The organism is Afipia sp. GW821-FHT14H12 (assembly GCF_058803465.1).
On sequence record NZ_JBXAOZ010000001.1, the window covers coordinates 1885304 to 1899080 of the forward strand.

Annotated in this window: 11 protein-coding genes; 6 read left to right on the plus strand and 5 right to left on the minus strand. The window is 63.6% G+C overall.

The features are described from left to right. Nucleotides 1-5: 5 nt before the first annotated feature. Nucleotides 6-4271, minus strand: coding sequence for an apolipoprotein A-IV repeat region-like domain-containing protein (locus AC1RNA_RS09420; protein ID WP_009337013.1), 4266 nt, complete (start codon nucleotides 4269-4271; stop codon nucleotides 6-8). A gap of 352 nt (nucleotides 4272-4623) precedes the next feature. Here AC1RNA_RS09420 and AC1RNA_RS09425 point away from each other — a divergent pair, with 352 nt between their 5' ends. The 3 genes from AC1RNA_RS09425 (at nucleotide 4624) to AC1RNA_RS09435 (ending at nucleotide 6614) form a co-directional block, all read left to right on the plus strand. Continuing rightward, nucleotides 4624-5013 (plus strand): Hpt domain-containing protein, encoded by a 390-nt coding sequence (locus AC1RNA_RS09425; RefSeq protein ID WP_009337012.1) that lies wholly within the window; start codon nucleotides 4624-4626, stop codon nucleotides 5011-5013. 78 nt (nucleotides 5014-5091) lie between these two features. After that, nucleotides 5092-5412 carry a 2Fe-2S iron-sulfur cluster-binding protein gene (locus AC1RNA_RS09430; RefSeq protein WP_009337011.1) on the plus strand — a complete coding sequence of 107 codons (321 nt, stop codon included), beginning with the start codon at nucleotides 5092-5094 and terminating at the stop codon, nucleotides 5410-5412. A 173-nt stretch (nucleotides 5413-5585) separates the two neighbouring features. Further along, nucleotides 5586-6614, plus strand: coding sequence for an NAD(P)/FAD-dependent oxidoreductase (locus AC1RNA_RS09435; RefSeq protein WP_492950933.1), 1029 nt, complete (start codon nucleotides 5586-5588; stop codon nucleotides 6612-6614). A 50-nt stretch (nucleotides 6615-6664) separates the two neighbouring features. On the opposite strand, the gene AC1RNA_RS09440 is transcribed toward AC1RNA_RS09435, so the two are convergent. Beyond that, the gene (locus tag AC1RNA_RS09440) at nucleotides 6665-8629 is read right to left on the minus strand and encodes an SGNH/GDSL hydrolase family protein (protein WP_492950934.1); all 1965 of its coding nucleotides are present in this window, start codon (nucleotides 8627-8629) and stop codon (nucleotides 6665-6667) included. Nucleotides 8630-8675: 46 nt separating this feature from the next. Further along, entirely contained in the window at nucleotides 8676-9728 is a 1053-nt protein-coding gene (locus AC1RNA_RS09445; RefSeq protein WP_492950935.1) for a lysylphosphatidylglycerol synthase transmembrane domain-containing protein, read from the minus strand. A gap of 353 nt (nucleotides 9729-10081) precedes the next feature. Between AC1RNA_RS09445 and AC1RNA_RS09450 the strand changes: the two genes are divergently transcribed. Next, nucleotides 10082-10588: a YciE/YciF ferroxidase family protein gene (locus AC1RNA_RS09450; protein ID WP_009337007.1), complete on the plus strand. Its 507-nt coding sequence runs from the start codon at nucleotides 10082-10084 to the stop codon at nucleotides 10586-10588. Nucleotides 10589-10629: 41 nt separating this feature from the next. On the opposite strand, the gene AC1RNA_RS09455 is transcribed toward AC1RNA_RS09450, so the two are convergent. Further along, nucleotides 10630-11064: a hypothetical protein gene (locus AC1RNA_RS09455; RefSeq protein ID WP_009337006.1), complete on the minus strand. Its 435-nt coding sequence runs from the start codon at nucleotides 11062-11064 to the stop codon at nucleotides 10630-10632. Nucleotides 11065-11134: 70 nt separating this feature from the next. Then, nucleotides 11135-11665, minus strand: coding sequence for a SixA phosphatase family protein (locus AC1RNA_RS09460; protein WP_492950936.1), 531 nt, complete (start codon nucleotides 11663-11665; stop codon nucleotides 11135-11137). Nucleotides 11666-11750: 85 nt separating this feature from the next. Here AC1RNA_RS09460 and AC1RNA_RS09465 point away from each other — a divergent pair, with 85 nt between their 5' ends. Continuing rightward, nucleotides 11751-13157 (plus strand): NAD(P)/FAD-dependent oxidoreductase, encoded by a 1407-nt coding sequence (locus AC1RNA_RS09465; RefSeq protein WP_492950937.1) that lies wholly within the window; start codon nucleotides 11751-11753, stop codon nucleotides 13155-13157. 116 nt (nucleotides 13158-13273) lie between these two features. Next, the gene (msrB, locus tag AC1RNA_RS09470) at nucleotides 13274-13774 is read left to right on the plus strand and encodes a peptide-methionine (R)-S-oxide reductase MsrB (protein ID WP_492950938.1); all 501 of its coding nucleotides are present in this window, start codon (nucleotides 13274-13276) and stop codon (nucleotides 13772-13774) included. The last annotated feature ends 3 nt before the right edge of the window (nucleotides 13775-13777 follow it).

The following is a 13777-nucleotide window of genomic DNA, read 5'->3' on the forward strand; positions in this document are numbered from 1 at the left end:
GGCTGTCAGCCGAGGCGGCCTGCGGCGTGGGCGAGCAGGGTGTAGACAAGACCCGTTTCCGACGTCAGGTGGCCACGCAGCGCGGCCGGGCCACGCTCGTCGCGCGAGACTTCGTCCAGCAGCCGTTCGAACTCGTTGATGTAACGGTCCACGGTCTGCTTGAAGGCGCGGTCGGCGCGATACTTGCGGGCGACTTCATCGAATGCCTTCTGGCCCGACGGCGTGTAGAGGCGCTTGTTGAAGGCCTTGCGTTCGCCGCGCTGATAGCGGTCCCACATCTCGGCGGCGAGATCGCGATCCACCAGACGCGAGATGTCGAGTGACAGGGCATCCAGCGGATTGCCGCTCGGAGCGCGGGCCGTCTGAGAGGAGCGGCCGCGTTCGTTGACGGTCGCGTCGGTGCGATTGAGCAGGTCGGACAGCCAGCCGTCGCGCGCCTGATCGGAGCCGGCGGGGCTGACGGACGGTGCTTCGGTGCGGCGGCCGTTCGGCGCGCCGAGGTCCGGCGGCGGCAGGTTCGAGGCGCTGCCATAGTCGCGGCTGCGCGGCGCAGGGGCTGCGTTGCGGCTGTTCGCTACGGCCATCGCGGGCTCTTCCTGACGCGTCGTCGCGGCAACGTCGAGGCCGCGGCCATGGCGGGCGACAATGCGGTTGAGCTCGGCCAGGGCTTCGATCTGATCGACGATGACCTTGCGCATCTGCGCGGTGCTTTCGGATGCTTCCTGCGGCAATTCCAGCACGCCACGGCGCAGATCGGCGCGGGTGGCATCAAGTTCCTGATGCAGTTCGGCAGCCATCTGCTTCATCGAGTGGACGATGTTGCTGAACTTGTCGGATGCTTCCGCGAACATGCTGGCTGCATCCTGAGTGCCGCGATCGTAAATCTCGCCCATCGCCTCGAGCGTCTGGCGGCGCTCGTCCTCGACAGCCATGCGAACGGCTTCGAACTGACGGCCAACCGCGGAGGAGCTTGCCCCGGCGCTTTCGGCAACGACACGCGCGATATCGCGCGCGCGCAGCTCGGCGGCGTTGAGCGATTCCTCAAGCAGGCTGACGAAGCGGTTGAGGCGCTCGTCGAGATCGAGGGTGCGGGTGTCGATCGTGGTGGTGAGCTGTTCCAGCAGGCTCTGGCGCTCGGCGACGGACTGCGAGGTGCGCTCGTTGCTCTCTTCGACGGTGCGAACCGCATCGGACAGCAGACGGCCATGGCTCTCGAACTGGGCCGAGAGGCTGCTGAGGCCTTCCAGCGCGCCGGAGGTGGATTCGTTGAAGGTGCGCAGCTGTTCTTCCAGCGCGCTCGTCGAGGCGCTGTTGCGGCTGGTGACATCGTTGAGCGCGGTGACGAAATCGGCGACGCGCGTGACCAGTGCCCGCTCCAGCGAGTTGAGGTTTTCGTGGGCGCCGGTGAGCACTTCCTGCAGCAGGATGTTGCCTTCACGCAGCCGCTCGAACAGCGCGACCGTATCCGTGCGCAGGATCTTGCTGGTCTCCTGCATTTCGGTGACGGCGGCGGTCGCAACCTGGCGCGACTGGTCGATCGCAGCGCGGGTGCTGGTCTCGACGTCCTTCAGCGCCCTGCCGACGGAGCCGGTGGCCAACTCGCTCGCGGCGGTGATCTGGCGCGAAATGTCCGAGCTCTGGTTCATCAACTGCACGGTGAAGTCGCTGCTCTGGGTCTCGATCGCCTTGAGCGCGCTGGTGGTCGCGCCGCTGATGGTATGGGCAAACTCGTGGGTCTTGGTGCTGAGCGCCTCGACAAGCTGCGCGCTCTTGCCATCGATCATCAGGCTGAGCTGGCCGCTTCTGTCGCCGAGGATCGCCGCAAGCTGTTCGGTCTTGGCGGTGATGGCCTCGGTGAGCGGTGCACGCTTCTCGTCGAGGATGGCCGCGATGCGGTCAGTCTGTTCGCGAACGCCGCCGGTGATCTCCTCGACCTTGTTGCTGAGGGTCTGGCCGAAGCTTTCGGTACCGGTGGCGATAGTGCGCTCGATCTCGGCGGAAGCCGACTTGATCTGAGCACTGGCGTTGTTGGAGGCGAGGAAGAGGGTGCTCTCGGTCTCGCGCGCACTGGTCTGGATGGTGCGCTCCATCTCGGTCGTGGTGGCGCGCAACTGCGAGCCGACTTCGCCGGACAAGGCCAGCAGCGACTGCTGGGCGTTGCGGGCGCCGCTCTGGATCGCTTCGCTGGTTTCCACGGCGAGGTTGGTCAATGAGCGCTCCGAATCCTCGACGCGGGCCTTGATGCTCTGCGTGATTTCTTCGGTGCGTGAAATCAGGGTCTCGCTGGCCTTCTGCCCGCTCGCCTCGACGCGGCTGGCAGCGGATTCGACGCGGATGTCGAGCAGGTTCTCGAAGCGGACAACGCGGGCCTCGATATCGGAGGCAACCGAGCCTGCGTGGTTTTCGATGCCCTTCTGCATCTCGCCGAAGCGGGTAGAGAGAGTATCGGCGAGAGCGGTGCTCTGTGCGTCGATGGCCTGAGTGACTGTCTCGGCGCGCCTGTCGAAGGAGCTTTCGAGTGCGGACAGGCGCTGGTCGATGGTGTTGTCGAACGACTTGATCGTGGTGTCGAGCGACACTTCAAGCGTGGTGACGCGGGAATCGAGAGCGCTCTGGAAGACGCCAAGGCGTTCGTCGAGGGTGTCGCGGATCTGGGCGCCATGCGTAGTGACGCGCGTGTCGAAGGTGTCGACATAGGCTTTCAGGCTGTCGGAAATGCCCTGGGTGTGCTGGCCCATGCGCTCGACGATCTCGCCGCCATAGGTCTTCACCGTGCGGTCGAACTCCGCGACGTGACGCGTGATCAATGCGCCGAGCGTGCCGCTGTCGCGGGCGAATTTCTCGGCCAGCTCGCCACCCTGTTCACGCATCAGCGTCTCGAACGAGGCAATGCGGGAGGAGAGGGCTTCGTGCGTGCTTTCGGTCTGGCTCGCGACCTTGGCGACCAGCGTGTTGATGGTGACGTCGAGGGATTCGCTCACCTTGTCGCTGCTGGTGAGGATGTGGTCCGCAAGACGGGTGCTGGCCTCGTCCACCTTCGCGGCGAGGTCGATGGAGCGCAGCTCCATCTCGTTCAGCAGCGAGTCGCCGGAATTCTTGAGGGTGTCGTGAACCTGCTCGGTGCGCAGCGTGATGCCGTCGACGATCGAATTGGCACGCTGTTCGAAGTCGCCGGTGATGCGCTCGACGCGGTCGTTGAGCAACTCATGGATGTTGTCGGCGAGTTCGGCGAATTCGTCGTGGATGTGGCTGGTTTTGAAATTGAGGTTGGCGGTGAGCTGTTCGCTCGCCTCCAACACCGCGTTGGCGGTCTGGTTGCTGGCTTCCTCGAGGCGGTCGAGCAGGTCGCCGCCGCGCTCGCCGAGCGCGATGATCATGTTGTCGCCGGCAGCGGCGAACGCGCCGGTAATGTGGTCGCTGCGCTCTTCCAGCATGTGGGTGATGTTGTTCGTCACCTCGTCCACGCGCGCGGCGATGGCGTCGCTGATGATGGCGATGTCCTGACGCAGGTCGATCTGCACGCCCGAGATCGCGTTGCGAACCTGCTCGGCCTGGCCGACGAGGTTGTCGCGCTGGGTGGAGATGTCCTGAAGCAGGGCGCGGATGCGCACTTCGTTGTCGCTGTAGGCGCGTTCAAGCGCAGAAACTTCGTTGGTGACGAGGGCTTCCAGTTCGCCGGCACGCGCAATGGCGCGCTCGACGCCGTCGCCCATCGCCGCGACTTCACGGCGGATCGCCTGACCGACGGTGACCATGGCATCGCTCGCGACGTGCTCGGGCTCGGAGAAGCGCACGGCCATCTGCGCCATGGACTGGGCGATCATGCTCAGTTCCTGGCTGCGCCAGGAAACGCTCGCGATGAAGTAGAACAGGATGAGGGGCGTGACGAACACGCAGGCGAGGCCGACGAGAGCCAGCGCGCCGCCGTTCGAGCCGACCATGGCTTCGAGCGAGGGCAGGAAAGAGACGATCAGGAAGCCCGCGGCGGCAATCCACAGTCCCGAGAAAATGGCGGCGAAGGTATAGGCGCTGCGGCGGGGGCGGCCGCGCTGAAGCGACTGGAGGACCGCGCCGATGGCTTCGCGGTCGTCATTGGCGGCCTGACGGCCGAAACGGACATCGCCGAAATCGTTTTCGGGCGCACGGAGAGGTTCGTTGGACAGGGACGATTGGTCATCGGCCGCTTGCGATGGATCGGAGATGTTCAGCGCTTCCTGAATCGCGGAGAGGGCGACTTCAGTTGGGTCTTTGACCTTCGAATTTTTCGCCATTTACTGGTACGCCCTTGTTTATTCACGCACTTAAAGAGGGGAGCCGCAACCATGTGCCGCCGCGCCAGCCCGTCCTTGCCACATCCCGCAGGCCATGACTGCTGCGGATGGTGGCTTGTCCCCCATTTCCGCCAACATCCTATTGGCTGATTGGATCGAATGAAATGGTTCGCGTTAAGAACATTTTAATCATCGTTAACACGGCCATGGCCACCCCCGCCAAAGCCGCTGTTTTAGCGGCCGTCTGAAATTGTGGCAAAATCGTGTTGGGGGTGACGGGCCCGGTTTGGAAAGATTGCGTTAACCGAATCCGTGTTCGCTGGCGGTTAGGCCGTCCTGCGAGCAGGGTGCGATGCAGTTTTCAATCGAACAGGTTCCCTGGATGCCTTCGCCGCCGCTGGTCCCGATGCCAATGCCGCTCGACTTGTCCTATCTGCGCAGCATGACGCTCGGCGACATACGGCTCGAGCGCGAAGTGCTGGAGATGTTCAAGGCGCAGACCCGCGATCTGCTCGCGCAACTCGCTCCGCGACCTGAAAACGCCGCCGAGCTTGCGCATACGCTGAAGGGCTCCGCGCGCGCAATCGGTGCCTTCGAGGTCGGCGAGGCGGCCTATGCGCTGGAGAGCGGATTGCGTGAACACAGCGGCTTTGCGGCTGCGTTCAAGCAGCTTCGGGGCAGCGTGGATGAGGCTTTCGCGGCGATCGACGCACATCTCGCGGGCGGCAATTTATCCAGATAATCCGCGGCTTGACGCTGGTATGACGCTGTTGGAGCGGCTATAGACTGCTGCGAACTCACTGCCGCATCCAAGAGATCCATGGTCAAAATCAACTTCATCGATCACGCCGGCACCACCCGCACTGTTGACGTCGATGCCGGCGCGACGGCGATGGAAGCCGCTATCCGCAACGCTGTTCCCGGCATCGATGCCGAATGCGGAGGAGCCTGTGCTTGCGCCACCTGCCACGTCTATGTCGACGAAGCCTGGCAGGAGAAGGTCGGCCCGCCTTCGCCGATGGAAGAAGACATGCTCGATTTCGGCTACGACGTGCGCCCCAATTCGCGCCTGTCCTGCCAGATCAAAGTCACCGACGAACTGGACGGCCTCGTGCTGCGCACGCCTGAGCGGCAGGCCTGAGCGGCCGCTGCCTGCTTAGAATTCTTCTATCCTTACAATCTGTTAGATGCATGGCTGGGGGTGGTATTTTAGCCCTTTCCCCGGCGGCGATCCTTGGCTAGACAGACGCCGACAGCGGCCGCCGTTTTGGCCCGAGCCGCTTCCATTCCATTTTACGGCGACGAAACACCATCATGAGCGAAGCGATCAAGACCGATGTGTTGATCATCGGCGCAGGCCCCTGCGGACTGTTTGCGGTTTTCGAACTCGGCCTTCTCGACATGAAGACTCATGTCGTAGACATCCTCGACAAGATCGGCGGCCAGTGCGCCGAGCTCTATCCTGAAAAGCCGATCTACGACATTCCCGGCATCCCAATGGTGACGGGACAGGGCCTCACCGAGGCGCTGATGGAGCAGATCAAGCCGTTCAATCCGACCTTCCATCTCAACGAGATGATCCAGAGCGTCGAGAAAATCGGCGATCCTTTGTTCCGCGTCACCACCGACGCGGGCAAGGTGTTCGAGACCAAGGTCGTGGTGATCGCCGCGGGCGGCGGTTCGTTCCAGCCCAAGCGCCCTCCGGTGCCGGGCATCGAGGCCTATGAAGGCTCCTCGGTGTTCTATGCCGTGCGCAAGATGGAGCAGTTCCGCGACAAAGAGCTGCTGATCGTCGGCGGCGGCGACTCCGCGCTCGACTGGACGCTCAACCTTCATCCGATCGCCAAGCGCGTTACGCTGCTGCATCGCCGCGACGATTTCCGCGCCGCGCCGCACAGCGTCGAGCAGATGCGCGCACTCGTGGCGGACGGAAAGATGGATCTGAAGATCGGTCAGGTCACCGCGCTCGAAGGCGAGAACGGCGTGCTCAAGGGCGCCCAGATCAAGGGCAGCGATAATGCCGTCTCGACGGTCGTCTGCGATACGATCCTGCCGTTCTTCGGCCTCACCATGAAGATCGGCCCGGTTGCGGAATGGGGCGTGAATCTTGAGAACAATCTCATCCCGGTCGGTACCGAGACGTTCGAAACCAACGTCCCCGGCATCTTCGCCATCGGCGACATCAACACCTATCCCGGCAAGCTTAAGCTCATCCTCTCCGGCTTCCACGAAGGCGCGCTGATGGCGCAGAAGGCCAGCCGTTACGTGTTTCCGGACAAGCGTGTCGTGTTCCAGTACACCACGTCGTCCTCGAGCCTGCAGAAGAAGCTCGGCGTCAACTGAGACGCGCATGATCGCGCGGCTGCGTTGCCGCGCGATTTATCGATCTGCCTTTATCGCTTCAATTGTTGAATCGGGTCGATTGGCTCGCGCGTGACGTCGGCCTCGACTGGCGGCAGGCCGAGGATTGCGGCGGCGGCAGGCCACGCGGCATCCGCCATCGCGGCATGGCCTTCGGCGGTCGGATGAATGGCGCCGCCATACACCGCCGACAGCACGCCCCATGTCGCGTCATGAATATCGGTGGGCTGGCTCGCCGTTTTCGCCGCGAGCGGATAGGTCATCGCGGTGAAGTAACTGTCGTCCGCGTCCCTGATCCAGCGCGCGCGCGGCAGATAAGCGCGAAACTTGCTTGCACCCTGGCCGCAGGTCAGCGGATTGGATGCCGCCGCCACGATATCGGTGTTGAAGCTTTTGCCCTCGGCAGAAAAGCATTGCTGGTCGAACGCGGGATCGGTGGCGGCGCGGGCGCAGAAGCCGTGGTTCTGGAACGCGACCTGATGCTGATCGACGAACGTCATCGCATCGCGCGGCCCGTTGCAGATCGTGCCGCCGGTGCACAGTACGATGTTCTTAAGTTGCGGCAGGAATTCGCTCTCGACGAACTGCGATGTCTTGGCGAGGCGCTCGGGTGCTGCGTTGAAGGCGGGGTGAATGTCGAAACCGGCGAGGCCGCCGGGACAGGGCGCGCCGTTGAACAGCGTTGGATTCGCATAGGACACGAACACCACGCGCGACAGGTCGCCGCCGACGAGCGGCTTCAAGGCAGTGCGCAGCCGCTGGAAATTCTGCGGCAGCGTGCGCGTCAGCGTGCTGCGTGAATCCTCGACGCTCCCGATCATGCCGCTGCGCTTGAACAGCGTGCGTTCGGTGGTGCTGTCCACGATCACATCGGCGACGAGGCCGGAGAAGTTGATATCGTTAGCGCCAATCGACAGGAACAGCAGGTCGAGCTGGCGCTCGGGCTGACGGCGCTGCGCTGCTGCGAGAGCCTCTTTCAATTCGGCGACCTGCGAACCGACGGTCCCCGCGCAGTTCATTGCCGTCTTGGTGACGAGGCATTCGCGCGCGGGCAATGAGCCGAGCAATCCTTCATCGATGGTGGCGCCCGAACAGGCGAGCGGCAGATAGGTCACCGCGATGTGGGTGTATTGGATGGCGAGCGCGAGCGCGGCGCGGGTCTGATAGCTGTAGAGCGAGCGGTGGCAGGCGGCGTTGAACCATTGCGCGCCGAATTTCTGCCAGGCGAACAGTTCATTCGAGCCCGCCGCGCTCTCACAGGCGCGCGCGCCTTTATAGCCCTTGCGGCTTGGCCGGTAGTATTGCCCGGTCGAGCCTTCCAGATACGAGCGGAAGCAGAACCCATCGTCGGCCAGCGCCACCGGCCGGTCCGGGTTGCCTTCGCCGGATGCGATGGAATCGCCAAGACCGGCAATCAGGATGTCGCGGACCGCGATCTGGGTGGAATCATGCAGCGGCGTGTCGCTGCCGCCGCTCGAGACATCGACGCTGGCGATCGTGGTGCGCCCATTGCGGACGCGGAAGTTGATCGGCTCGGAGCAGTCGAGCGTGGTCTGGATTGGCGGACCTTCATTGTCGTTGAACGACCATGCGCATACCGAGCCGACCGGCACCGCGCCGGTCAGGCTGACCGTCACCGCATGATCGACCGGCGCGAGATAATCCTCCTTCACGCCGTCGCGCGTGCAAGGATTGCTGACGTGCCCGCTGGGATCGATGCAAAGTCTGCCGACCGTGTTGCGCGCCCAGCCACGGCCGTCGCTCTGAATCTCAAGCGCGTCCTCGGCGGCGAGCACGCTGCGGCCGGAAGACATGGCTTCGACCTGAAGCTGGAAATCGCGCTCCTCGCGAAATAGCCGGAAGCGGTTGCGCACTTCCCATGAAATCTGGATGCCGCCCGCGGAAGGTGGAGGTGCCGCGTCCTGAGCGCGTGCATCGCCGGCCCATGACAGGATGGCGAGGGCGAGTGCGAAGAGGGCGGTGGTTTGGCGGATCATGAGTTTGTTTTCACTGCATGTTGCGGTTGCAGGGATACAATGCCCGTCAGCCGTTTCTGTTCTGCGACGGCGGCGGCACTGTTGCCCGCGCCGGGCTCATGCAGGCCTTGCGCTTCTGCTGCCAGGGCAGGATGACGCTGAGCCAAAGCTCCCTTACTCCCATGATCGAGATCGCGATCGCGAACGGGATGAAGAAATAAAGCATGCGGAAAATCAGCAGCGAGGCCAGAAGCTGCTCATGGCCGAACTGGTTAAGTCCGACGAGCATCGCGGCGTCGAATACGCCGAGGCTTCCCGGCGCGTGGCTCGCAAAGCCGAGTAGGGTCGACAGGATGAAAACGACCGCCATCGACATGAAGTCGATCGGTGGATCGTTCGGCAGCAGCAGGTACATCGCCAGCGCGCAGAAGCCGAGATCGACGACGCCGATCAAGATCTGCACCAGCGTCAGCGGCGCCGAGGGCAGCACCACCTTCCAGCCATCCTTGCCGAGTTCGCGGCGGTTGCGGCCGACTGCGAGCCAGCACAGATAGCCGATGATGCCCGCGATCAGGCCGATGCCGATCAACTGATTGACCACTTGCGGCAGCAGGACGATCGATTCCGCGGCGGCGGGGTGCCAGATCAGACCGATGCCGAGCACGAAGGTGTTGCCGAGCCAGAAGGTCAGGCCGGAGATGAAGCAGATCTTGGCGACATCGATGGCGGTCAGATTCCAGTCCGAATAGATGCGGAAGCGGATCGCGCCCCCGGTAAAGACTGTGGCGCCGATATTGTGACCGATGGTGTAGCTCGTGAAACTCGACAGCGCCGCGATGCGGTACGGCACATGGAATTTACCCAGCGTGCGGAGCGCGAACAGATCGTAGAAGGTCAGGGTGCAGAACGCGCAGAACACGCAGAGGGCGGCAAGTGCGATGTTGCTGGCGGATTTGTCTTCGAGAGCCGCCAGAACCGCCGAGGTATCGATCCCCTTCAGCGTCTTGACGAGGTGCAGGACGGCGATGATGACGATGGTCAGGCTGGCGAGAATGCCGAGCCGTTTCCAACCGATCCATCTGTCGAACACGCTTCGCGACGCGCTAAGCAAACCCTGCATTCATCCTCCGGCGACCGTTATGAGCCGATTGAGGGATACGAACGCAAACGGCCTAGCCGGGTATTCATATGGCAAATCATGGACCGGAAAAACAGGCCATTTTGGCTTTGCATAGCAAGCCTTAACGGACAACATGACGCAAGAGAACACAGGCGGGCTGTGGGCGGATTCGCTTTGGTCCATGTCATATCGACGACAAAAGCGGCTCAATTGCGCCAAAACCGCGATTTGGCGTGTCTGCATAAAAAGGCTCGTTTCCCAGAAACCTGCGGCGCCGGTCCTCGTTGAGCGGACAGTCCACAATCCGGCGGTGGCGTTCAGGCGCCGCCGCCACACGTCAAAGGGAGCCGCCGATGGGACTGTTCAGCAAGGATATCAAGACACTCAACGATCTGTTCGTGCATCAGCTTGAAGACATTTATTACGCCGAGAAACAACTGGTGAAGGCCATTCCGACGCTGGCCGACAAGGCGACCAATCCGCAGCTCAAACAGGGCTTCCTGTCGCACCTTGAAGAAACCAAGGGGCATGTGACGCGACTGGAGCAGGTGTTCAAGATGCACGGCGTCGAGGCGAAGGCCGTCAAGTGCCCCGCGATCGACGGCATCATCAAGGAAGCCGATGAGGTGTCGGGCGAAGTGGCCGACAAGGAGGTGCTCGACGCCGCGCTCATCAACGCAGCACAGGCGGCGGAGCATTATGAGATGACCCGCTACGGCACGCTGGTCGCATGGGCGAAGCAGCTTGGCCGCAACGATTGCGCGTCGGTTCTGCAGAAGACGCTGGATGAGGAGCGCGCGGTGGACAAGAAGCTCACCGCGCTTGCTGAATCCAAGATCAATCTGAAGGCCGCGAGCTGAGGCTTTCAAAAAAACGCCACGCAGACATTGCGTGGCGTTTTTTAATGCCGGGCCAGCGCGAAATGGGCGCCCGCGAACGCCATCGCTGCACCCAGCAGCAAGGCGATGATGCCGTTATAGAGGCCGTGCAGCGTCGGCACCGCGCTCGGGCCCGAAGCTGCCTGTCCGGCCGCGATCAGTAACAAAAGGCCGCCCGCGATCAACGCATGTTGCAGCCGTCGCGGCAGATGGCCTGATACCGCGCTGAATAACAACGACGCCGTGACGTATCCGCCGACGAAGGCCACCGCCGCGATCAGCCACCAGGCGATGGCGGCGGTTGCGGGAATGACGCCGTTGCTGGATGCGCCCCATAGATCGCCGAGATCGAGACCGAAGCGCTGGCCGAGAATGTGGACGCCGAGCGCCAGCAGCATGCCGAACATCGCGGCGGCGCCGAGGATGAGGCGGGGAGAGAAGTAGGGCGTGCCGGGCATGGCGTGGATCGTTCCGTTTGCGCGGTTGTAGGATGGCGCATGCAGACAGGCAAGCGCGCGGGATTGCCGCCTAGGGGGCGTCGCTCTCGGCCTTGAGCTGTTTGGGTGTCATGAACTCCCGCAGCGTGTTGGTCTGCAATCCGAGATTCGACCACGCGGAAACCGGGCAATCGAACACCACGGCGCCGCAGGTCGGCAGGTTGTGGGCGAGTGCGGTATGTTCGGCGGCCGGCGCTTCGCCAATCAGATTCCATGCGAGTTCGTGCAGGCCGGGATTGTGGCCGAGCACGAGCAGCGTGGTGATGGAATCCGGAGCGCGGCGGATCGCCTTGAAGATCTGCAACGGATTCGAAAGATAGAGCGCATCCTGAAATTCGGCGCGGCAGCCGGGGAGGTATGGTGCGATGATGTCCCATGTCTCGCGCGCGCGGACGGCGGCGGACACCAGCGCGAGCTCCGGCGTCACCGGCTGGCTGGAAAGCCAGGCGCCTGTCAGCGCGCTATCCAGTTGGCCGCGCTCATCGAGGCGGCGGTCGTAGTCCTCGCCACTCGCGGAATCGCGTTCGGTCTTGGCATGGCGCAGCAGGATTAAATGGCGCATTGGTCTCCCGGGGGTGGCAGATAATGGGTGGTGTCTGGTGAGGGCCCATCGTGACAAGCATGGCGTCCGCCGCTAAATAAATCCAATGACAATTCCTCCGTCCGAGACGCCTGTCCACGCCCTTTGGGACGATTTGCCTGCGGCGGAGCCGCGCGCGGCATTGTCGCTCGACCTCGATGTCGATATTTGCGTCGTTGGCGGTGGTCTCGCGGGGCTGACAGCGGCGCGGGAAGCCGCGCGGCGCGGCATGAGCGTCGCGGTACTGGAAGGCCAGCAGGTCGGCTGGGCCGCCTCCGGCCACAATCTCGGCTCGGTGCTGCCGGGCTATGGCGTGCCGATCAACGATCTGATCGCGCGGGTCGGCATCGCGCATGCGCGCGACTTGTGGAAGCTGGCGGAAGAGGGCGGCGACTATATCCGCGACACCATCGCCACCTCCGTGCCGGATATCGCGATGACACCCGGCGCGCTCGAGGTCTCCACCACCGACGTGGGCGAGCGGCTGATCGGCTGGCTGCAGACCATCGGCGGCGAGTTCGGCACCGCGGTCGAAGGCTGGCAGATCGAACAAGTGCGCGATGCGCTGCGGACGCGCCGCTATTTTCATGCGCTGCATTTTCCCAGAGCGTTTCAGATCGACGGTGCGCGCTATCTGCGCGCGTTGGCGAAGCTTGCGGAAGAGGCGGGCGTGCGCATCTTCGAAAACACGCCGGTCATCAACATCGATTCAGCGGGCATCCGCAAGCGCATCGTCACGCCCTCGGCCAGGCTGCGCGCCGGGCAGATCGTGCTGGCGGGCAACGTCCATATCGGCACGCCGGCGCTGCGTCTTGCCTCCACCTTGATGCCGCTGTGGCGCTATGCGGCGGTGACCGAACCGCTCGGCGATCTTCTCAATGAGGTGATCGCCTATCGCGGTTCGGTACTCGATGATGACGGCATCGATCATTTCCGCATCGTCGATGGCGACCGCCTGCTGTGGTCGAGCCCGGAGACGACATGGCGCGGTAAGCCGGCGCGGTTCGGCCGCCTGATCCGCCGCCGGATCGCGACGGTCTTTCCGCAGCTTGCGCAAGCGAGGATCGAACGCGTGTTCTCGAGCGCGTTCGGCCAGACCGTGCACGGCATGCCGCAGATCGGAGAGTTGCGGCCGGGGCTGTGGGTTGCGAGCGGCTTCGGCCGGCAGGGACTGAACACCAGCGCGATGGCGGGACGCCTGATCGCAGCAGGCATTACAGAAGGCGACGACCGCTGGCGGCTGTTCTCACCGTTCGAACTGGTCTGGGCCGGAGGCAAGGCGGGCCGCGTGGTCGGCCAGTTCGCCGATGGCTTGTCGCGCGGACGTTCGGCGGCTGTCGGCACGCTGGCGCGCTGGCGGGAACGGGCGGCGGCGCGCGAAAGGCTTCGCGAGGAACGCCGCAGCGCGCGGATCGCTGCGGTGCTGGCGCGCACCGAGCGGGTGTCGCAGGACTTCGGGTCGGACCGGCGCTAGTGCCCCGAATCCGAAGTTCGCTTCTCCGGCCGGGGTAGAAAATTTGCCGCTGGAACGTAACGCCGGGGAGGCCGGTTCGTACCTTGGACAAACGGCACACTTACGGAGGTATCGCCATGATCGACCGGCGCGTTCTTTTGTCCACGGCAGCGGGGCTTGCGGCAGGCTGGTTTTCATTTTCGGGCAAGGCCCGGGCAGAAAAGGCGGCCGGTAAATTCGCGGTCGAAAAGACTCCGGAAGAGTGGAAGCGCCAGCTCACGCCCGCGCAGTACCACATCCTGCGCGAGGAAGGCACGGAACCCGCCTTTTCGAGCCCGCTGAACAATGAGCATCGCAAGGGGACGTTCGCCTGTGCGGGTTGCGATCAGGCGCTGTTCGCTTCCGAGACAAAATTCGACAGCGGCACCGGCTGGCCGAGCTTCTACGATCATCTGCCGAACGCCGTCGGCACGACCACCGACCGCAGCTACTTCATGGTGCGCACGGCGGTGCATTGCAGCCGCTGCGGCGGGCACCTCGGGCACGTCTTCAATGACGGCCCGAAGCCAACCGGTCTGCGCTACTGCATGGATGGCCTGGCGTTGAACTTCAAACCGGCATCGCCCTCGGCGTCTTAGGCG

Excerpts from the sequence above, each read along its gene's own strand:
- AC1RNA_RS09420 (WP_009337013.1), bottom strand. The coding sequence starts at position 4,271 with ATGGCGAAAAATTCGAAGGTCAAAGACCCAACTGAAGTCGCCCTCTCC.
- AC1RNA_RS09425 (WP_009337012.1), top strand. The coding sequence starts at position 4,624 with ATGCAGTTTTCAATCGAACAGGTTCCCTGGATGCCTTCGCCGCCGCTG.
- AC1RNA_RS09430 (WP_009337011.1), top strand. The coding sequence starts at position 5,092 with ATGGTCAAAATCAACTTCATCGATCACGCCGGCACCACCCGCACTGTT.
- AC1RNA_RS09435 (WP_492950933.1), top strand. The coding sequence starts at position 5,586 with ATGAGCGAAGCGATCAAGACCGATGTGTTGATCATCGGCGCAGGCCCC.
- AC1RNA_RS09440 (WP_492950934.1), bottom strand. The coding sequence starts at position 8,629 with ATGATCCGCCAAACCACCGCCCTCTTCGCACTCGCCCTCGCCATCCTG.
- AC1RNA_RS09445 (WP_492950935.1), bottom strand. The coding sequence starts at position 9,728 with ATGCAGGGTTTGCTTAGCGCGTCGCGAAGCGTGTTCGACAGATGGATC.
- AC1RNA_RS09450 (WP_009337007.1), top strand. The coding sequence starts at position 10,082 with ATGGGACTGTTCAGCAAGGATATCAAGACACTCAACGATCTGTTCGTG.
- AC1RNA_RS09455 (WP_009337006.1), bottom strand. The coding sequence starts at position 11,064 with ATGCCCGGCACGCCCTACTTCTCTCCCCGCCTCATCCTCGGCGCCGCC.
- AC1RNA_RS09460 (WP_492950936.1), bottom strand. The coding sequence starts at position 11,665 with ATGCGCCATTTAATCCTGCTGCGCCATGCCAAGACCGAACGCGATTCC.
- AC1RNA_RS09465 (WP_492950937.1), top strand. The coding sequence starts at position 11,751 with ATGACAATTCCTCCGTCCGAGACGCCTGTCCACGCCCTTTGGGACGAT.
- msrB (WP_492950938.1), top strand. The coding sequence starts at position 13,274 with ATGATCGACCGGCGCGTTCTTTTGTCCACGGCAGCGGGGCTTGCGGCA.